A 20,504-nucleotide genomic window follows, 5' to 3' on the forward strand; every position below is an offset into this window, starting at 1 on the left:
CACTCGGACGTGTCGACTGCTGATCCTACGCCCGCACGACTGCACCCCCGATACGCTTCCGGCATGACCTACGGACAGCAGCCCGGTGGCCCGCAGAACCCCAACGGGCCCCAGTACCCGGGCGGGTACACCCCGCCGCAGCCGATGAGCCCGGAGGACCAGCGCCTCTGGGCCACGCTGACCCACATCGGCGGGATCTTCTTCAACTTCGTCGCCCCGCTCGTGGCGTACCTGGTGCTGCGCGACCGCGGCGGCTTCATCCGCGAGCACACCCGGGTCGCACTGAACTTCCACATCACGATGGGCATCGCCTACGTGGTATCGGGGATCCTCACGCTCGCGCTGATCGGGGCACTGTTGCTCCCGATCATCGCGATCCTGACGATCGTCTTCGGCATCATGGCGGCGGTCGCCGCGAACCAGGGCCAGTTCTACCGCTACCCCCTGTCGATCGAGTTCATCAAGCAGTAGGGACGCCGGTCAGTCCAGCAGCTCCCGCACCACCGCGTCGGCCAGCAGGCGACCCTGCAGGGTCAGGTCGATGCGTCCCCGCACCGCGGCCGACCCGTCCACGAGACCGCGTGCGATGAGGCCGGCGACCCGGCCACGGGCCTCCTGGCGGATCTCGCTCGTCGCGAGCTCCCCGCGGACCCGCGCGGCGAGGAGCAGGCGCTCGACGTAGCGGGTCTCGTCGTCGATGACCTCGCGCCCGGCGGCCGGCGACTCGCCGGACAGCACCCGGTTCGCGTACGCGGCCGGGTGCTTCACGTTCCACCAGCGCGTGCCGGCGACCGCGGAGTGCGCGCCGGGGCCGACACCCCACCAGTCGTGGCCCTTCCAGTAGGACAGGTTGTGGCGACTCGTATGCGCGTCGCCGCGCGCCCAGTTCGACACCTCGTACCAGGAGTACCCGGCATCGCCGAGCACCTGGTCGGCGAGCTCGTACATGTCGGCGGCCAGGTCGTCGTCGGGGGCGGGGAGCTCCCCGCGCGCCACCATGCGGCCCATGGCGGTGCCGTCCTCGACGATGAGCGAGTACGCCGACACGTGGTCGGGCTCGCAGGCCAGCGCGGCGTCGAGCGAGGTGCGCCAGTCGTCGAGGGACTCCCCCGGCGTCGAGTAGATGAGGTCGAGGGAGACGTCGAGGCCCTGCTGCTTCGCGAGGTCGACGACGACCGGCACGCGCAACGGGTCGTGCGTGCGGTCGAGGGTCGCGAGCACGTGCGGGACCGCGGACTGCATGCCGTAGCTGATCCGGTTGAACCCACCCTCGCGCAGTGTCTGCAACGAGGACGCGTCGACCGAGTCCGGGTTCGCCTCGGTCGTGACCTCGGCGCCGGGCAGGATCCCCCACGTGTCGTCGATGGCCCGCAGGATCATCGCCAGGTCGGACGCCGGCAGCATCGTCGGGGTCCCGCCACCGAAGAACACGGTCGACACGGGCCGGCGCGGGACGCCGGAGCGGTCGAGCACGGTCGCGGCCCACTCGATCTCCCGCACGGCGTGGCCGGCGTAGTCGTCGCGGCGCACGCCGCGGAGCTCGGACGCCGTGTACGTGTTGAAGTCGCAGTAGCCGCAGCGCACCCGGCAGAACGGCACGTGGACGTAGACCCCGAACGGCACGGCCGCCGGGTCGGAACCGGCGGCGGAGCCCGCCGCGGCTCGCGGCACGATCAGTCCGTCAGCGGGTGCCGGATCGGCGATCGGGAGAGCACTCGGCATGGAGTCCATTGTCCGTCATGATGGACGCATGGAGCACCACCCCGTCCCCACCACGGTCCTGTGGGACATCGACGGCACCCTCGTGATGAACGCGTCGTCCCCGGGCAACCTCTACCACCTCGCGCTCGAGCGGGCGGTCGGCCGCGACCTCACCCTGCGCGTCGGGCACCAGCACGGTCGGACCGATGCCGGGCTCATCGCCGAGCACGTCCGTGCGCACGCGTTCGAGGACACGATCATCCCGACCGTCAGCGGCCACCTGCGCGACCTCACCGCCGAGCGGCACGCCTCGGGTGACCACCGGTCCCCCGTCCCCGGCGCCACCGCGCTGCTCACCCGCTTCGCGGAGCTCGGGTGGCGGAACGGCCTGCTCACCGGGAACTCCGAGTACCGCGCACGCGTCAAGCTGGCCGGTGCCGGGTTCGACGAGGGCCTGTTCGACTGGAACCACTCCTACTTCGGCGACACCGAGGTGGAGCGTGCGGACGTCACCACCCGCGCGGCGGCGGAGCTCGCCGGCACCCGTGCCGTGATCGTCGGCGACACCCCGCGTGACGGCGAGGCCGCGGACGCCGCCGGCATCCCGTTCCTGGCGGTCGCCACCGGGGTGTTCGACGTCGAGGCGCTGCGGGTCACCAACGCGGTCACGGTCGCGCGGGACTGCCGGGTCGACGCCGCGCTGATCGAGGACGCCATCGCGGCGTTGCCGCCACTGCGCTGACCCAGCGTGCAAGCGCACAAAGCACACGCACGCACGCAAGCACGCACGCACGCACGCACGCACGAAAGCACGCACGCACGCACGCGCACGCAAGCACGCGCTCCCCGCTAGTCGCCCCGCAGCGCCGCCAGGTACTGCTCCGCCATCACCTTCTGCTGCCGTCGCAGCAGCGGCGCGACGAACTGCCACTTCCGGCTCGACGGCTGCGAGAACTGCCGGATCTGCAGCCACACGGAGCCGTCCGACGTGCGCTCGACGACGAACGACTCCTCGCCGGAGAGCGGGTGCCCCTCGAGCGTGCCGTACGCGAAGCCCTTGCGGTCGTGCTCGTCGATGATCGACACGACGCGCACGGGCGCCTGCACGGTCCGCCCGAAGGCGTGCATCGTGAGCGTCGCCGACGTGCCGGCGGTCACCAGCGGGGTGCCGTCCGGCGCGAACTTCTCGACCCGGGGCGTGCCGATCGAGGCCGGGGCGATCGGGACGCCGTCGTCGTCGAAGGTCACCGGGTTGTACCGGACCTCGTCGTCGTCGGGCTGTTCCTCGACGCGCACACGGATGCCGCTGCGCTCCTGGATCTGCCACGTCAGGGCCTGCGTCACCGCGGTCTCGAACCGCTGGTCGCCGTGCCCGATCCGGGCACGCGACTCGGTGGGGGTGAACCCTTCGGGCGGGTACGTCATGAGGTCCGACGCCTGGGTCGCCCCCACCGCGCCGTAGGTCAGGGCGGTCCGGTAGCTCCCGCGGATGCTCATGCCGCCAGCCTACTTGCGCCTGCCCCGTCGGATCGAACCGATCACCGCTCAGGTCGCGTCGTCCGGGTCGCGTCGTCCGGTTCGCGTGCACCCCGAACTGGAGGCCCGACACCCGCCCGCCCCGCCCCTATCGTTGCAGCGTGCCCCGCTCCACCCCCGCGCCCTGGCGGTCCGTCGACCGTCGGACCGCGACGCTCGCCGCGCTCACGCTCGTCGCCTTCGGCGCCGCCGCACTCGCGCGTGTCCTCGTCGACGCGACGACGGCGAGCATCGGCTCGTCGACGCGGTACGTCACCGTGCCGGCCGCGCAGTGGGACACCTTCGACACCGCGAACGCGATCGCCGCGGTCGGTGCGTGCTGCGCCGGAGCCGGGGTCCTGCTGTTCGGCGCCAGCCTCGTGTCCGCCGTGCGGCGGCACCGGGCCACGCGGATGCCGCAGTGGCTCGGCGCCGTGACGATCGCCCTGGCCCTCGGCGCCGTCGTATCCGGGATCGCCGCGACCCAGCAGACGGACTTCGGTGCGGCCGCCGGGCTGGTCATCCTGCGGACCGCACTGGCGGGACTGGCCGCCGCGAGCCTCCCGGCCCTCTGCCTGGCCGTGCTGCGGGCGCGGGCCGCTCGGACCCGCTGACCCGTCGCTACTTCTTCTTCTCTTCCACGTCGCCGGAGAGCGCTGCGATGAAGGCTTCCTGCGGGACCTCGACCCGGCCGATGGTCTTCATGCGCTTCTTGCCCTCCTTCTGCTTCTCGAGGAGCTTGCGCTTTCGGGTGATGTCACCGCCGTAGCACTTCGCCAGGACGTCCTTGCGCATCGCGCGGATGCTCTCGCGGGCGATGATCCGCGCGCCGATGGCCGCCTGGATCGGGACCTCGAACTGCTGGCGCGGGATGAGCTTGCGCAGCCGCTCGGTCATCAGCGTGCCGTAGGCGTAGGCCTTGTCGCGGTGCACGATCGCGCTGAACGCGTCGACCTGGTCGCCCTGCAGCAGGATGTCGACCTTGACGAGGTCGGCCGCCTGGTCGCCGATGGGCTCGTAGTCGAGCGAGGCGTAGCCCTGCGTCTTGCTCTTCAGCTGGTCGAAGAAGTCGAACACGATCTCGCCGAGGGGCATCTCGTAGCGGATCTCGACGCGGTCCTCGCCGAGGTACTCCATTCCGAGCAGCGAGCCGCGGCGCGACTGGCACAGCTCCATGATCGCGCCGACGTAGTCCTTCGGGGCGAGGATCGCCGCGCGGACCATGGGCTCGCGGACCTCGACGATGCGGCCGCCGGGGAACTCGGACGGGTTCGTGACCTCGGTCACGGAGTTGTCCTCGTTCGTGACCTCGTAGATCACGCTGGGCGCGGTCGTGATGAGGTCGAGGCCGAACTCGCGCGAGAGCCGCTCGGTGATGATCTCGAGGTGCAGCAGGCCGAGGAACCCGCAGCGGAAGCCGAAGCCGAGCGCCACCGACGTCTCGGGCTCGTACACCAGGGCCGCGTCGGACAGCTTGAGCTTGTCGAGCGCGTCGCGGAGGTCCGGGTAGTCCGACCCGTCGATCGGGTACAGGCCCGAGAACACCATCGGCTTCGGGTCCGTGTAGCCGGGCAGCGCGTCGGTCGCGGGCTTCTGCGCGCTCGTGACGGTGTCGCCGACCTTGGACTGGCGGACGTCCTTGACGCCGGTGATGAGGTACCCGACCTCGCCGACGGAGAGCCCCTTCGTCGGGATCGGCTCGGGGCTCGACACCCCGATCTCGAGGATCTCGTGCGTCGACTTCGTCGACATCATCTGGACCTTCTCGCGCGGCTTGATGGAGCCGTCGATCATCCGGATGTACGTCACGACACCGCGGTAGCTGTCGTAGACCGAGTCGAAGATCATCGCGCGAGGCGCGGCCTCGACGTCGCCGACGGGGGCCGGCACACGCCGGACCACCAGGTCGAGGAGTTCGGGCACGCCGACACCGGTCTTGCCGGAGACGCGCAGGACGTCCTCCGGCTTGCCGCCGATGAGCTGCGCGAGCTCGGCCGCGTACTTCTCGGGTTCCGCTGCCGGCAGGTCGATCTTGTTGAGCACCGGGATGATCTCGAGGTCGTTCTCGAGCGCCAGGTACAGGTTGGCCAGCGTCTGCGCCTCGATGCCCTGGGCGGCGTCGACGAGCAGGATCGCGCCCTCGCACGCCGCCAGGGAACGGGAGACCTCGTAAGAGAAGTCGACGTGTCCGGGGGTGTCGATCATGTTGAGCGCGAAGGTCTCACCGTCGAGTTCCCACGGCATGCGCACGGCCTGCGACTTGATCGTGATGCCGCGCTCGCGCTCGATGTCCATGCGGTCGAGGTACTGCGCGCGCATCGCGCGCTCCTCGACGACGCCGGTCATCTGCAGCATGCGGTCGGCCAGCGTGGACTTGCCGTGGTCGATGTGCGCGATGATGCAGAAGTTGCGGATCGCGCCGGCCGGGGTCGCGGCGGGCTCGAGCGGAGCGGATGCTTGTGGGCTCACGGTTCCTCAGGTGGGTCGGACGGTCGGCCCAGTCTCCCATGCTTCACCCGCTCTGGAGGCACGGCGCGGCTGCGCGACGTGCGATGCGGAACGCGGGGCGGGCCTCCCGTGCGTCACCCGCCCCGGTCCGGACGGTCGCCGCCGTCAGACGGAAGCGTGCGCCGGCGCCGGCAACGCGCCCAGCCCGCGCCGCAGGTCGTCGGGAGTGGCGGCCAGGCAGACGCGGATCCAGCCCTCGCCGGTGCGGCCGAACGCGCTGCCGGGCGCGACCGCGACGGCCTCGCGCTGCAGGAGGCCGAGCGCCCACGCCGCGACGTCGCCGTCCGAGGCGTGCGACACGTCGACCCAGAGGTAGAAGGCGCCGCGCGGGTCGAGGTACCGGATGCCGGCGGCGTCGAGGACCTCCTTCGCGACCTCGAGGTTCGCCCGGTAGTGCTCGCGGGCGTCGCGGACCGCGGAGTGGTCCCCCACGATCGCCGCCAGCGCCGCGTACTGGTCGGGCTCGGCGACGCAGCTGATCATCGCCTCCTGCGTGGTGCGCATCGTCGCGCCGAGGCCCTTCGGCGTGACGAGGTACCCCACCCGGACGCCCGTCATGGCGTAGGTCTTGCTCAGCGAGAACGCGGAGAACACCCGGTCGTCCTCGTCGAGCGCGGCCAGGCTGACGTGACGGGTGCCGTAGGTGAAGTACTCGTAGACCTCGTCGCTTATCACCCACAGGTCGTGCCGCTTCGCGAAGGAGAGCAGCGCGCGGAGGGTGTCCTCGCCGAACACCGAGCCGAGCGGGTTCGACGGCGAGTTCACCACGAGCACGCGCGTGCGCTCGGTGACGCTCGCCTCGAGTGCCTCGAGGTCTGGTTCGAACCGGTGCTGCGGTTCGAGCCGGTACGGCACTGGCGTGGCCCCGAGGATGTGCGCGTTCATCGTGAAGGTCGTGTAGCCGGGGTCCGGCACCAGGACCTCGTCGCCGGGACTCAGCGTCAGCGTCATCGCCTGGAACAGGGCCTGCGTCGCACCGATCGTCATCCAGATCTGTTCGAGGTCGGCCTCGATGCGGTTCTCGCGGCGGAGCTTGTCGCGGATCGCCTCGCGCAGGGGTGCGATGCCGCCGTTCGGCGTGTAGTCGGTGCGGTCCTCGGTCCACGCGCGGCGGGCCGCGTCACCGATGTGCGGTGCCACGGGCACGTCCGGTTCGCCGATCACGAGCATCGTGACCGGGGTGCCGGCGGACTGCAGCAGCGCTGCCTGCTCGAAGACCCTCCGGATGCCGGAGGCGGGCACGGTGTCGATCCGAGGAGCGAGGGATGGCATGCCCGACACCGTATCCGGTGCGTGTTGCCGCGAGATCACGCCGATCCGGCGGTGTTTCGTGCTTTGGTGGCGGGCCGTTCGCCTGGTAATGTTGGTGGCTGGCTTGCGCGTTCCCCGCCCACGGGTGGAACGCGATGCGACCGAGGGCCCCTCTACCCCGCGGTCGCGCCCACCCGTACGAGACGAAGCAGGAGCTACACATGGCGAACATCAAGTCGCAGATCAAGCGCATCAAGACCAACCTCAAGGCCACCGAGCGCAACAAGGCCTACAAGTCGGAGCTGAAGACGTTCATCCGTCACACCAACGACGCCGTTGCCGCTGGCGACAAGGACAAGGCCGTTGCCGCCCTGGCCACCGCGTCGAAGAAGCTCGACAAGGCCGTGAGCAAGGGTGTCATCCACCGCAACCAGGCAGCGAACCGCAAGTCGGCCATCGCGAAGAAGGTTGCGTCGCTCTGATCTCCTGAGCGCTGCACGAAGGCCCCGCACCGAACGGTGTGGGGCCTTCGTCGTGTGCGGGGGTGGGGCGTGGGCGGTGGGCGTCTGGGTGGTGGCGGCGGCGGGCCGCACGCTTCGTGAGCAGAAATGGTCGGGTGGCCGGTCGGCACTCGACCATTTCTGCTCACCAAGTGCGCGGGTGTGGGCGCGCGAGCGCGCGACGACCGGGAGGCGCGGGTCGTCTCAGCGCGCCTCGCCGCGTCGGGCGATGGTGCGGACCATGACCTCGAGTGCGTAGTGCGCGTCGCGCGAGCCGCCCTTCACCGCGGTGTCCGCCTCAGCGATGCTCGTGATCGCGTTCGCGAGACCCGTCTCACTCCACGAGGCGACGTCACGCTGCGCGCGCTGCACCTGCCACGGGGCCATGCCGAGCGCCGACGCCGCCTGACCGCTCGGCCCGCGGAACGCGCTGACCTTCGCCATCGTGCGGACCTTGCTCGCGAACGCCGCGACGATCGGCACCGGTGCTTCGCCCGTCGCCAGCGCGTGCCGCAACTCGACGATCGCCGGAGCGGACCGTCCGGCCAGGGCGATGTCGGCCACCTTGAACGCGTTCGTCTCGACGCGACCGCCGTAGTACTTGTCGACGACCTTGTCGGTGATCTCCTGCGCTTCGTCCGCCAGGAGCTGCCGGCACGCGGCGGCGAGCTCAGCCAGGTCGTCCGCGAAGGCGACCACGAGGGTGCGGACCGCCGACGGCGCGATCTTGCGTCGGGCGGCGCGGAACTCGGCGTTCACGAAGTCGATGCGGTCGGTCTCGCGCTTGAGTTCGTCGCACAGGACCTCGACCCCACCGCCGACCCCGCTGCGGATCGTGTCGAGCAGCTTCTTGCCACGCACCCCGCCGCCGTGCCGGAGCACCAGGGTGACGTCGTCGGCCGGGGCCTGCAGGTACGAGATGGTCTCGGTGATGAAGGCGTCGGTGCACTTCTCCACGTTGGTGACCCGGACGAGTCGCGGCTCGCCGAACAACGACGGGCTGGCGAGGGTCGCGAGCAGCCCGGGAGCGTACTGGTCGGCCTCGAGGTCGTGCACCTCGAGCGCCGGGTCCTCGCCCACGAGCAGGTCCTTGAGCACACTGCTCGCCCGGTCGGCCAGGAACGCCTCGGGCCCGGTGACGAGCACGACCGGGGCCGGGCGGATCCCCGACCAGGGGACCTGGTCGATCTTCGCTGCGGCGCGCGCGGGCTTCTTGGCGGGCATGCGGTCCTTCCGGTGGTGCCGACCCGGACGGTGCCGGTGCGACGAGTGCTCCGACGATCCTACGGGCGGCCACCGACGGCGTGTGCTCCGTCCACACCCGCAGGTCGTCGATGGCCGTCCGGCCCACCACGACGGTGCCGAGTTCGTCGGTCCGGTACGAGGCGGTCCCCGACGATGCGAGCATCGACAGCGCCGACCGTGTCGGGTGGCCGTACGTGTTGTCCGCGCCGACGCCGATGAGTCCGACGCGGGACGCGAGCTGCCGGTACAGCAGCGGGTCCTGGTCGGCCGAACCGTGATGCGAGACCTTCACGACGTCGACGCGCCCGTCGGGGAGTGCACTGCCGGAGCGGACACGGCGCTGGGCGGTCTCCCCCAGGTCGCCGAGGAACACCCCGGACAGGCACGTGGGGCAGTCGTCGCCGGGCGGCGGCTCGGTCACGAGCACGATGCTCGCGTCGTTGCCGGCGTCCGGGCTGCCCGCGCGCGGCCACACCACGCGCCAACCGAGCGGCCCGAGCACGCCGGACACCCGGTCGTCGGCCTGCCGGACGTCGACGCCACCGCGCTGCAGGTCCTGCACGACGCGGCTGTCCGACGCACGGCCGACGGGTCCGACGAGCGCCGTGTCGACGATGCCCGCGACCTCGTCGACCGCCCCGACGTGGTCGCGGTCGAAGTGCGTGAGAACGAGCAGGTCGATCCGGCGGACCCCCAGCAGGTCGAGGCAGGCCCGGAGACGATCCGGGTCGTCACCGGTGTCGATCAGGGCCGTGCTGTCGCCGCCACGAACCAGCACGGCGTCGCCCTGTCCGACGTCGCACGCCGCGACCGCCCAGTCGCGCGGGACGGTACCGCGCACGACCAGCACGGGAACCGCGACGGCGGCGACACCGACCACCACGACGACTCCCGCGACGAGCAGCAGGCGGCTCCGCACCGTCGGAGTGCTCAGCACGGCGACCGCGAGGCACGTGCTCACGACCACGGCGCCGACCACCCCGACGGTCCCACCCGGCCACGGCGCCGACGCGTACGGCAGCAGCGCTGCACCGTGGGCGATGCCCCCGACCGCCGACGCGGGGGCCCAGGCGACGGCTGCCAGCACCGACCCACCCCACGGCCAGACCGGCGCGAGCAGACACGCACCGAGGCCGACGACGGTGACGATCGGTGCCAGGGGCTCGGCCAGCAGGTTCGCCGGCACCGCGTAGGTCGGCAGCGCCGCGGACAGCGGAATCGTCACGGGCCAGCAGGCGACCTGTGCTGCCACCGGAACGGCGAGGGCAGCGGCCGCCGGGGTCCACAGCCGTCGGGCGAGGAGCCTGGTGAGCGGTGGCCCGAGCACCACGATGCCGCTCGTGGCGAGCACCGACAGCGCGAACCCGAACGACCGCGCGAACCAGGGGTCGACCACCAGCATGCCGATCGCGGCCAGGGCGATGAGCGGCACGCCGCGCACGGGGCGGCCGGACAGGTGCACGACCAGCACGACGACCGCCATCACCGTGGCCCGGACGATCGACGGGTCTGGCCGTACGAGCACCACGAACGCGAGCAGCACGGCGACGGCAGACGCCGCCCGGAGCCCCCGAGGCACCCCGCAGAGTCGCCCGACCACCACGACGAGGCCGACGATCACCGCGCAGTTCGCCCCGGACACCGCGGTCAGGTGGGTCAGCGCCGAGGTCTCCATCGCTGCCTCGGTCGCGGCGTCGAGGCCGGACCGGTCGCCGATCGCCAGGCCACGCAGGAGCGCAGCCCCGGGCTCGGGCAGGTCCGCCGTCGCGCGGACGAAGGCCCGGCGCGCGGTGTCGGTGGCTCCGAGCAGTCCCCCGGGTGGCTCGGTGGCGGGCACACCCCGGAGGAACAGCACGAACGCGGTCGCGGAACCGGGGACGTCGGCCTCGATCGTCCCGGTGCCGGTCACCCGCGTTCCCGCGGCCAGCACGCGGTCGTGATCGTCACCCGGCGGGACGAGCGCACCGTCGCCCGGCGGGACGAGCCGGACCGGTACCCGGAGCGCACGCTCCGTGTCGGCACGCTCGAGCGTCGCGAGCACGGAGCGGTCACCCGGGCCCAGGTCGCGCGACAGGACTGCGTCGAACGAGACGGTGCCCGGTCCGGAGGCGAGTGCCCGGAGCACCTCCGGCGTCCGTCGGGTCTCCCCCACGGTGACCGACACCGCGAGCAACGCGGTCAGCGCCGCCGCGACGAGCACCGGGCCGGCACCGGCGGTCACGGTGCGGCAGCGACGGCCCGAGCGACGACGACCAGCGACGACCGCACTCCCTCCGGCGAGCACGGCCAGTACGGCCAGCACGGCGGCCACGATCCCGACCACCGGCGCTGCCGTCGGTCCCCCGACGAGCACGGTCGTCACGATCCAGGCGATCGCCACCGGCACCGCAACCCGCAGGTCCGTCGCACTGGGTCGCAGCTGCAGGGGCACGGCTCAGACCCGCACGCGGTCACGCAGCTCCGCGAACCGGACGTCGCCGATGCCGCTGACGTCGAGCAGGTCCGCGACCGCGGTGAACCGGCCGTGTTCGTCGCGCCAGGCGAGGATCCGGCCGGCCAAGCCCGGGCCGATGCCGGGCAGGGTCTCGAGCGCAGCCTGATCGGCGCTGTTCAGGTCGACGACGGAGTCGGCGCCGGTTCCCGAGGCAGCCGCGGCACCCGTACTGCTGCCCCCGCTGCTGCCCGCCGCGGCCGCACCGCCGTCGACCGGATCGAGCGCCGCCGGCACCTCGTCCTCGCCCACGCGCGGCACGTACAGCCGCTCGCCGTCGGTCAGGACCCGTGCCAGGTTCAGTCGGTCGAGGTCCGCGTCCGGAGTCGCGCCGCCGGCCCGCTCGATCGCGTCGGTGACCCGGCTCGACGGCGGCAGGCGCACCACGCCGTCGCGCTCGACCGCCCCGAGCACGTGCACCACCACACGCGCCGCACCAGTGGCAGCCGCTTCCCCACCGGATGCAGGACCAGCAGTCGACGGCCCAGCGGTCGGCGCGCCAGCGATGGGCGCACCGGCGGTCGGCACCCCGGCAGTCGGCGCGCCGGCGGTGGGCGCACCACTGACGACGACCCCGCCCGCCCCTGCACCACCGCGGCCCGTCAGCGACCCGACCAGGACCACCACGAGCGCCACAGCCACGACGACCCCGGCCAGCACCACCGCGGCCCGCGGCGACAGCACCAGTCGCGACCAGAGCACGCGTCCCGATGCGGGCGCGCCGTCCACTGACCGAGGGTCCGGTGACGAGGGCGACGACATGCCCCGAACGCTACGGAGCCCGGCCGATCGGCCGGGCTCCGGAGTGCTGGTCTGTGGACAGGTGCGTCGGACGCCCACCCTGTGGACGGCCGCGCCGCCCGAGGACTACCCCTTGATGGCGATGTTCACGAGCTTCGGCGCCCGCACGATGACCTTCACGATCTCGCGGTCACCGATGTACCGCTGCACGTTCGCAGAAGCCCGCGCGAGTGCCTCGAGCTCGGACGGCTCGATCGACTTCGACACCTCGAACGAGTCGCGCACCTTGCCGTTGACCTGCACGACGGCGGTGAGGGTCTCCTGCACCAGCAGCGTCGGGTCGGCCTTCCGCCAACCGTGCAGCGCGACGGTGGCCTCGTACCCGAGCTGCTCCCACATCTCCTCGCCGGTGTACGGCGCGAACACGGCGAGGCCGAGCGTGACGGTCTCGACGGCTTCGCGCACGGCGGGGTCGGCGGCACCGGGGCCGCTGTCGATCGCCTTGCGGGTCACGTTGACCAGGTCCATGAGCCGTGCGATCACGACGTTGAACTTGAACGACTCCATCAGGCCCGGCGCATCGGCCAGGAACCGGTGCGTCACCTGGCGCAGGGCGCGGTCGCCCTCGGCCCAGACGACGTCGGGCGTCGACGTGACGTCGGTCGCCAGGCGGTAGGCACGGGCCAGGAAGCGTGCCGAGGCGGACGGCGAGACGTCCTCCCAGTTGATGTCGTCCTCGGGCGGCCCGGCGAAGCCCATCACCAGGCGGATCGCGTCGACGCCGTTCGCGTCGAGCTCGTCCCCGAGCGAGACGCCGCCCTTGGACTTCGACATCTTCGAGCCGCCGGACAGCACCATGCCCTGGTTGAGCAGTGCCGAGAACGGCTCGGTGAAGTCGAGGTAACCGAGGTCGAAGAGCACCTTGGTGACGAAGCGCGCGTACAGCAGGTGCAGGATCGCGTGCTCGATGCCGCCGATGTACTGGTCGACCGGCGCCCACTTGCGAGCGACCGCGGGGTCGAACGCCTGGGTGTCGTCGTTCGCCGCCAGGAAGCGCAGGAAGTACCACGACGAGTCGACGAAGGTGTCCATCGTGTCGGTGTCACGGAGCGCGGGCGTCCCGTCGACGGGGTTCGGGACGTTGACCCAGTCGGTCGCTCCGCCGAGGGGCGAGGTGCCCTTGGGCTTGAGGTCGAGCCCCTCGGTGTCGGGCAGCCGCACCGGTAGCTGGTCGAGCGGCACGGGGTGCTCGCTGCCGTCGGCGCCGTGGATGATCGGGATCGGCGTGCCCCAGAAGCGCTGGCGCGAGATGAGCCAGTCGCGCAGGCGGTAGGTCTTGGCGGCGCGACCGGTCCCGCGTTCCTCGAGCAGGGAGATCGCGGCGGTGATCGCGTGCTGCTTCGACATGCCGTCGAGGGGGCCGGAGTTCATCATCCGGCCCTGACCCGTGAGCGCCTCGCCCGTGGTGGCGGGGTTGAGGTCGGGCAGCTCGGTGTCCTCGGTGATCACCGGGATCGCTCCGGTGACCGCGGCGTTGGTGTCGACGACGACCTTCACGGGCAGGTCGAACGCCCGGGCGAAGTCGAGGTCGCGCTGGTCGTGCGCCGGGACGGCCATGACGGCGCCGTGACCGTAGTCGGCCAGCACGTAGTCGGCGGCCCAGATGGGCAGGCGCTCCCCCGTCAGCGGGTGGATCGCGAAACGGCCGAGCGGCACACCGGTCTTCGGGCGGTCCGCGTTCTGCCGGTCGATCTCCGACGTCTTCTGCGTGGCGACGAGGTAGGCATCGAAGTCCGCACGGACGGAGGAGGACGCAGAAGCGACCAGCGAGGCAGCCAGGTCCGAGTCCGGTGCGACGACCAGGAACGTCACGCCGTGGATCGTGTCGGGACGCGTCGTGAACACCGTGACGGGCTCGTCACGGCCCTCGATCACGAAGTCGACGTCGGCGCCGACCGACCGGCCGATCCAGTTGCGCTGCTGCGCGATGACCTTGGCGGGCCACCGTCCCTCGAGCTGGTTGAGGTCGTCGAGCAGGCGGTCGGCGTACTCCGTGATCTTGAAGTACCACTGCGTGAGCTTCTTCTTGACGACGACGGCGCCGGAGCGGTCCGAGGTGCCGTCGGGCAGGACCTGCTCGTTCGCGAGCACGGTCTGGTCCACCGGGTCCCAGTTGACCCAGCTGTCCTTGCGGTACGCCAGGCCCTTCTCGTACATCTTCAGGAACAGCCACTGGTTCCACTTGTAGTACTCGGGGTCCGAGGTGTGGATCTCGGTGCTCCAGTCGAACGACGGCGCGTAGCGCTTGAAGGACGCCTTCTGCTGCGCGATGTTCGCGTAGGTCCAGTCCTTCGGGTCCACCCCGCGCTTGATCGCGGCGTTCTCGGCGGGCAGGCCGAAGGAGTCCCAGCCGATGGGGTGCAGGACGTTGAAGCCCTGCTGACGCCAGTAGCGCGCCACGAAGTCGCCGAGGGCCCAGTTCTCGGCGTGCCCCATGTGGAGGTCGCCGGACGGGTACGGGAACATCTCGAGGATGTACTTGCGCGGACGCGTGTCGTCCAGGTCGGTGGTGAAGAGCCCGAGCTCTTCCCAGCGGGGCTGCCACTTCTCCTGGATACGACGGAAGTCGTAGGCGTTCGGGTCCTCGGCGTGCTGCTCGGTGGTCACGGACGTCAACGATACAAGCCGGGAGGCCCGTCCAGCGTCCGCCTGTCGGGTCATCCGACGAGCAGGCGGCCGGCGGCCATCCGCAGGGTGCGGTCGACCAGGTCCGCCCGGACCGGCACGTGCGACACGATCACGACCGTCCGGCCCGCTGCGCGGGCCGTCGTGACGAGGTCGTGCAGGACGGCGTCGCCGAGGTCCGGGTCGATGTCGGCCGTGGGTTCGTCGAGCACGAGCACCGGGAACGCATGTAGGAGCGCGCGTGCCAGGGCGAGCCGGTGCGCTTGTCCGCCGGAGACGAGGCCACCGCGCTCCCCCACCGACGCATCGAGCCCGCCGCGACGTCCGACCCACTCGCCGAGGCCGACCCGGTCGAGCACGGCGAGCAGCTCGTCGTCGGTCGCGGTCTCGCGGGCGAACAGCAGGTTCTGCCGGACGGACTGGTCGAAGACGAACGGGTCCTGCTCGATGAGCCCGATGCGGGCACGGACGGCGTCGGGGTGCATGTCCTTCGCCGAGACCCCGTCGAGCGTGTACGAGCCCTGGTGGTCGACGAACCGGACGAGCGCGTCGACGAGGGTGGACTTCCCCGCGCCGCTCGGCCCTTCGAGCACGACGACCTCGCCGGGGTGCAGGTCGAGCGAGACCCCGTCGACCGCCGGCGTCGTGGCTCCGGGCCACTGCACGGTCAGGTCGCGCACCGCCACGGTGACCGGACCGGACACCGCCAGTTCGGCCGGGTCGGCGTCCTGCTCGGGTTCGGGCACGATGCCCGCGGGCACCCGGGCCGGGACGACCTGCTCGACCCGCTCAGCGGCGGCGCGCACGCGGCGCAGCGTGAGGACGGCGAGCGGGACCCCGCCGACGACCTCGAACAGGGCGAGCGGCACGAACACGGTCAGCGCCCAGAGCGGTCCGTCGAGCGCCCCGGACACCACGACCGGTGCACCGACGGCCAGGATCCCGATGACCGCGCCGCCGCCGACCAGCCCGACCAGGGCACCGACGAGCGCCTCGACCGTGCCACGGCGGCGCACTGCACGGGTGACGCCGGCGTCGAGACGGGCGATGTGCGCCAGCCGCTCGTCGAGGGTGCCGTAGGCCGCGAACACGTCGAGCGTCCGCACGGTGTCGAGCACGAGGTCGGCGACCCGACCACGTTCCGCCGCGGTCTCACGGTCGGAGCGCTCGGCGATCGACCGTGTCACGACCGACCCGAGCAGCGCCGCGACCGCCAGGCCGAGCAGGAGCACGAGGGCGGCCGGCACCGACACGATCGCCACCGCGACGACGGACAGCAGGGCGACCACCCCGGCGGACACCAGCGGCCCGACGACGCGGATGGGCAGGTCCTGCAGCCGGTCGGTGTCGGTGACCAGGCGGGTCATCAGGTCGCCACGGCCGGTGCTGCCGAGCCCTGCCGGTGCGACCGAGGCGAGCCGCCGGTACATCTCGGTGCGCACCACCGCGAGCTGCCGGAAGGACGCGTCGTGCCCGGCGAGCCGGTCGACGTAGCGCAGCGCCGCACGCCCGAGTGCGAACGCCCGCACGCCGACCATCACGAGGGTCAGGTAGAGGATCGGCGGGTGCTCCGCGGCACGGGTGATGAGGTAGCCGCTCGCGGCGAGGAGGGCCACGGCGCAGACCGCACTGAGCGCACCAGCGGCAACCGCCTTCGCCCAACCCGACCCGTGCGGCATCGCGAGGCGCAGGACGGACGCTCCACGGCCCTGGCGGCTCATGCGCGCACCCCCGTCCGGACGGTGACCGACCCACCGGTGCCGATGTCGACCCGGACGTCGGCCGCGGCGACGACCGCCGGTCGATGGCTGGCCACCACGACGACCGCGCCGTCCGCCGCCAGGCCGCGGATCGCGGCGACGACGTGGGCCTCGGCCTTGGCGTCGAGCGCCGACGTCGGTTCGTCGAGCAGGACCAACGGTGTGCCGACGCGGCGGGCGCGGTACAGCGCCCGCGCGACGGCGACGCGCTGCGCCTGGCCGCCGGACAGTCCGCTGCCGCCGGCGCCGATCGGGAGGCCCGGGTCGACCCCCAGCCCCGCGTCGCGCAACGCAGTCTGGACGTCCACGGCGTCGGGGGTCGCGCTGAGCGCGACGTTCTCGGCGACGGTCCCGCGCACGAGGCGGGGTCGCTGGTCGGCCCAGGTGGTGCGGCCGGCGGCGGTCGTACCGGCGGCGCCCGGGACGACCACGGTGCCGTCGTGCGGCAGGACGCCGCGGAGTGCGGCGATGACGCTCGACTTGCCCGAGCCGCTCGGGCCGGCGAGCACGACGACGGTGCCGGGGTCGGCGTGCAGGTCGAGCGGGCCGATCACCACGTCGGGCCGGCGGACGGTCAGACCGTGCACGGCCAGCGCCGTGGCAGCCGGAGCGGTCGCCGCGGGGTCCGTGTCGTGGTGCGGCGCGGGCTCCGTGTCGTCGTCGAGGACGTCGAGGACCGCTGCCGATGCCTCGACGCCGTCCTGGGCGGCGTGGAAGTCCGCGCCGACCTGGCGGATGGGGGCGAACGCTTCGGGGGCGAGGACCAGGACGAACATCGCGGCGCCGAGCCCGAGCGAGCCGTCGACCAGCCGGATGCCGATCGACACCGCGACGAGGGCGACGGACAGGCTCGCGGCGAGCTCGAGCGCGAACCCGCTGACGAACGACAGCCGGAGCACCCCGAGCGTGCCACGACGGTACTCGTCCGTGACGGCGCCGATGCGGCCGACCTGGCGCCGGGCGCGACCGAACACCTTGAGGGTGGCCAGGCCCTCGACGGCCTCGAGGAAGGCGCCGCCCAGCTTGGCGAGGGCGTCGGACTGCTTCCGCTGCAACGACTGGGTCGCGAGGCCGATCAGGATCATGAACACCGGGATGACCGGCAGGGCGAACAGGATGATCAACCCGCTCGTCAGGTCACCGAGGCCGATCGCGACCAGCAGCAGCGGTGTGGCGATCGCGGTGAGTGCGAGCTGCGGCAGGTAGCGACCGAAGTAGGCGTCGAGCGCGTCGAGGCCCGGCCCGAGGGTGGTGGCGAACCCCGCGCTCGACCGGCCCGCCAGCCAGGACGGACCCCGCTCGGCGGCGCGGGCGAGCACCGTGGTGCGCATCTCGCTCTTCACCTTCGCCGCGGCGCGGGCCGCCAGGTCGTCGGTCGCCCAGGCCGCCACGGCACGGAGCACGAACGCGCCGCCCAGCAGCGCGAGTGCCTGCCCGAAGGCGCCCGGGACACGGCCGTCCTGGACCGCGTCGATGCCGAGGGTCACGGCGGCGGCGATCCCCCACGCGATCGCGATGGTCGCGACCGTGCGGAGGACGCCGGTGCCGGCGGCCGCGACGATGAAGCCGCGCGCCGTCCGCGACAGGCGCAGGAGTCGCGGATCGAGCGGCTTCACCGTCGCCTGCCTAGTGCGCGGCCTGGGTGACCTGGGCCCGCGAGACACGCTTGCGGAACACCCAGTACGTCCAGGCCTGGTACGCGAACACGAGGGGCACGAAGATCAGCGCCACCCAGCTCATCACCGTCAGCGTGTACGAACCGCTCGAGGCGTTGTACACGTTCAGGCTGTTCGCCGGGTCGTTGGTGGCGGGCATGACGTCCGGGAAGATCGCCGTGAACATGGCGAGCACGATCGCGGCGATGGTGACGGCCATGAGCGTGAACGCCCGGCCCTCCTTGCCCCAGGCGTTGCACAGCACGGCCAGGACGAGCGCGAGTGCCGCGACCACCGAGAGCACGAGCGAGGCCGGGGTCGCCCGGACGAACGCCATCCAGACCAGGAACGCGGCACCGACGACGATCGTCAGGATGCCGGCCCGGGTCGCCAGGCGCTTCGCCCGCTCGCGGATCTCGCCCTCGGTCTTCAGCGCGACGAACACGACGCCGTGCGTGAAGAACACCAGCAGCGTCGCCACGCCGGTCAGGAGCGCGAACGGGTTGAGCAGGTCGAAGAGCGTGCCCGTGTAGTTGTGCCCGGAGTCCATCGGGATCCCGCGGACGACGTTGCCGAACGCGACGCCCCAGAGGAACGACGGCAGGGCGGAGCCGACGATGATCATCAGGTCGAAGCGACGCTTCCACTCGAGGTGCTTGTTCTGGTGGCGGTACTCGAACGAGACACCGCGCAGGATCAGCGCCGCGAGGATGAGCAGCAGCGCCAGGTAGAACCCGGAGAACATCGTGGCGTACCACTCGGGGAACGCCGCGAACAGGCAGGCGCCGGCGACGATGACCCACGTCTCGTTGAGGTCCCAGACCGGGCCGATCGTGTTGATGAGCACCCGACGGTCGGTGTCGTCCTTGCCCAGGAAGGGCAGGGACATGCCGACCCCGAAGTCGAAGCCGTCGAGGACGAAGTAGCCGACGAAGAACACGCCGACGATCGCGAACCAGAGGACAGGCAGATCCATCTCAGTACACCGTCACTTCGTGCTTGACCTCGCCGGTCTCCTCGTCGACCTCTGCCGGAGCGGCAGGGCCCTCTTGCGCGACCTTCTTGATGAGCTTGAACTCGACCACCGCCAGCGAGCCGTAGATCACGGTGAACACGACGAGCGAGATGAGGACCTCGAGCCCGGTCACGTTCGGCGAGACGCCGTCGCTGGTCTTGAGCAACCCGAACACGAGCCACGGCTGGCGACCCATCTCGGTGAAGATCCAGCCGACGATCATCGCGGCCATCGGGAGCGGGACGGTCCAGGTGGCGACGCGCCAGATCCAGCGCTTCGTCGGGAACCGGCCCTTGCGGGTCAGCCAGAGGCCGGCGAGCGACACCATGACCGCACCGACGCCGAGCGCGATCATCCAGCGGAACGACCAGTAGGTGACCCAGATGATCGGCTTGTAGTCGCCGGGCCCGTACACCTGGGTGTACTGCGCCTGCAGGTCGTTGATGCCCTCGACCGTGCCGTTGAAGGTGTGCGTGGACAGGAACGACAGCAGGTAGGGCACCCGGATCGAGAACAGTTCGTGCACGCCGTCGGGGGTGCCGAGGGTGAAGATCGAGAACGAGGCGTCCTTGCCGGTCGCCGTGTTGTACAGCGCTTCGGCTGCGGCCATCTTCATCGGCTGGGTGTCGACCATGGTCAGGCCGAGCTGGTCGCCGGTGAGCACCGTCAGGGCACCCGCCGCCACCATCGTCCACATGCCGAACTTGAGCGCCGGCATCATCGTCTCGAGGTTCTGGTTCCGCGCCAGGTGGTAGGCCGCGACCGAGATGATCACTGCTGCGGCGACCATGAAGCAGGCGAACAACGTGTGCGGGAAGGCGGCGAGGGCGACCTTGTTGCCGAGGACCGCCCAGATGTCGGTGAGCTCCGCGCGCCCCTTGGCCTCGTTCATCGAGAAGCCGACCGGGTGCTGCATGAACGCGTTCGCGGCGATGATGAAGTACGCCGACATGATCGTGCCGGCGCTGACGCACCAGATGCTCGCCAGGTGCAGTCCCTTCGGCAAGCGGTCCCAGCCGAAGATCCAGACGCCGATGAACGCGGCTTCGAAGAAGAAGGCCAGGATCCCCTCGAGCGCGAGCGGGGCGCCGAAGACGTCACCGACGAAGCGCGAGTAGTTCGACCAGTTCATGCCGAACTGGAACTCCTGCACGATGCCCGTCACGACGCCCATCGCGAAGTTGATCAGGAAGATCCGTCCGAAGAACCGGGTCAGCTGCAGGTAGTGCGCGCGCCCCGTCCGGTACCAGGCGGTCTGGAACACGGCCACCACGGCGGCCATGCCGATCGTCAGCGGGACGAAGAGGAAGTGGTAGATGGTCGTCAGACCGAACTGCCACCGCGACAGGATGAGCGGGTCGAGGAGGTCGGTCATGCGGCACTTCCCAGTCGGGTCGCCGCGCGCAGTCGGTGCACGTCAGTGTCTTCCTGTGGAAC

The 20,504-nt window shown here is 71.5% G+C and carries 15 protein-coding genes and 1 pseudogene; 4 read left to right on the plus strand and 12 right to left on the minus strand.

What is annotated here, in order from left to right:
* Positions 1-63 precede the first annotated feature (63 nt).
* Complete coding sequence (locus tag EDF28_RS10810) at positions 64-471, plus strand: DUF4870 domain-containing protein (protein WP_248703468.1); 408 nt, start codon at positions 64-66, stop codon at positions 469-471.
* A gap of 9 nt (positions 472-480) precedes the next feature.
* Here the strand turns inward: EDF28_RS10810 and hemW are convergent, their stop codons facing one another.
* On the minus strand, positions 481-1,722 hold the full coding sequence (hemW, locus tag EDF28_RS10815) for a radical SAM family heme chaperone HemW (protein ID WP_123938277.1): 1,242 nt from the start codon (positions 1,720-1,722) through the stop codon (positions 481-483).
* Between the two features lie 28 nt (positions 1,723-1,750).
* Between hemW and EDF28_RS10820 the strand changes: the two genes are divergently transcribed.
* A complete protein-coding gene (locus EDF28_RS10820; protein WP_185094213.1) occupies positions 1,751-2,443 on the plus strand; it encodes an HAD family hydrolase in 693 nt (230 codons plus the stop codon).
* A gap of 107 nt (positions 2,444-2,550) precedes the next feature.
* On the opposite strand, the gene EDF28_RS10825 is transcribed toward EDF28_RS10820, so the two are convergent.
* The gene (locus EDF28_RS10825) at positions 2,551-3,198 is read right to left on the minus strand and encodes a DUF1990 family protein (RefSeq protein ID WP_111085748.1); all 648 of its coding nucleotides are present in this window, start codon (positions 3,196-3,198) and stop codon (positions 2,551-2,553) included.
* Positions 3,199-3,338: 140 nt separating this feature from the next.
* Here EDF28_RS10825 and EDF28_RS10830 point away from each other — a divergent pair, with 140 nt between their 5' ends.
* The gene (locus tag EDF28_RS10830) at positions 3,339-3,830 is read left to right on the plus strand and encodes a hypothetical protein (protein WP_123292545.1); all 492 of its coding nucleotides are present in this window, start codon (positions 3,339-3,341) and stop codon (positions 3,828-3,830) included.
* 7 nt (positions 3,831-3,837) lie between these two features.
* Here the strand turns inward: EDF28_RS10830 and lepA are convergent, their stop codons facing one another.
* Positions 3,838-5,685: a translation elongation factor 4 gene (lepA, locus tag EDF28_RS10835; protein ID WP_111085750.1), complete on the minus strand. Its 1,848-nt coding sequence runs from the start codon at positions 5,683-5,685 to the stop codon at positions 3,838-3,840.
* A gap of 144 nt (positions 5,686-5,829) precedes the next feature.
* Positions 5,830-6,996 carry a pyridoxal phosphate-dependent aminotransferase gene (locus EDF28_RS10840; protein ID WP_123938279.1) on the minus strand — a complete coding sequence of 389 codons (1,167 nt, stop codon included), beginning with the start codon at positions 6,994-6,996 and terminating at the stop codon, positions 5,830-5,832.
* 200 nt (positions 6,997-7,196) lie between these two features.
* On the opposite strand from EDF28_RS10840, the gene rpsT reads away from it, so the two are divergent.
* A complete protein-coding gene (gene rpsT / locus EDF28_RS10845) occupies positions 7,197-7,457 on the plus strand; it encodes a 30S ribosomal protein S20 (protein WP_111085752.1) in 261 nt (86 codons plus the stop codon).
* A gap of 222 nt (positions 7,458-7,679) precedes the next feature.
* On the opposite strand, the gene holA is transcribed toward rpsT, so the two are convergent.
* The 8 genes and pseudogenes from holA to EDF28_RS10885 all read right to left on the minus strand — a co-directional run bounded on the left by holA (position 7,680) and on the right by EDF28_RS10885 (position 20,442).
* Positions 7,680-8,699 (minus strand): DNA polymerase III subunit delta, encoded by a 1,020-nt coding sequence (gene holA / locus EDF28_RS19570; protein WP_123938280.1) that lies wholly within the window; start codon positions 8,697-8,699, stop codon positions 7,680-7,682.
* Positions 8,700-9,318: 619 nt separating this feature from the next.
* Positions 9,319-11,151: pseudogene (locus EDF28_RS19575) on the minus strand (ComEC/Rec2 family competence protein); the annotation flags it as partial.
* Positions 11,152-11,154: 3 nt separating this feature from the next.
* A complete protein-coding gene (locus tag EDF28_RS10860) occupies positions 11,155-11,940 on the minus strand; it encodes a ComEA family DNA-binding protein (RefSeq protein ID WP_260154874.1) in 786 nt (261 codons plus the stop codon).
* Positions 11,941-12,078: 138 nt separating this feature from the next.
* Positions 12,079-14,673: a leucine--tRNA ligase gene (leuS, locus tag EDF28_RS10865; protein ID WP_254066816.1), complete on the minus strand. Its 2,595-nt coding sequence runs from the start codon at positions 14,671-14,673 to the stop codon at positions 12,079-12,081.
* Positions 14,670-16,358 (minus strand): thiol reductant ABC exporter subunit CydC, encoded by a 1,689-nt coding sequence (gene cydC / locus EDF28_RS10870; RefSeq protein ID WP_123938284.1) that lies wholly within the window; start codon positions 16,356-16,358, stop codon positions 14,670-14,672. Before cydC ends, leuS begins: the two co-directional genes overlap by 4 nt.
* Entirely contained in the window at positions 16,355-18,013 is a 1,659-nt protein-coding gene (gene cydD / locus EDF28_RS10875; RefSeq protein WP_123938285.1) for a thiol reductant ABC exporter subunit CydD, read from the minus strand. Before cydD ends, cydC begins: the two co-directional genes overlap by 4 nt.
* A 10-nt stretch (positions 18,014-18,023) precedes the next feature.
* On the minus strand, positions 18,024-19,028 hold the full coding sequence (gene cydB / locus EDF28_RS10880) for a cytochrome d ubiquinol oxidase subunit II (RefSeq protein WP_123340389.1): 1,005 nt from the start codon (positions 19,026-19,028) through the stop codon (positions 18,024-18,026).
* A 1-nt stretch (position 19,029) separates the two neighbouring features.
* Positions 19,030-20,442: a cytochrome ubiquinol oxidase subunit I gene (locus EDF28_RS10885; protein WP_123292497.1), complete on the minus strand. Its 1,413-nt coding sequence runs from the start codon at positions 20,440-20,442 to the stop codon at positions 19,030-19,032.
* Positions 20,443-20,504: the final 62 nt, after the last annotated feature.

The sequence above is a fragment of the Curtobacterium sp. PhB137 genome, from assembly GCF_003814955.1.
Classification (GTDB): domain Bacteria; phylum Actinomycetota; class Actinomycetes; order Actinomycetales; family Microbacteriaceae; genus Curtobacterium.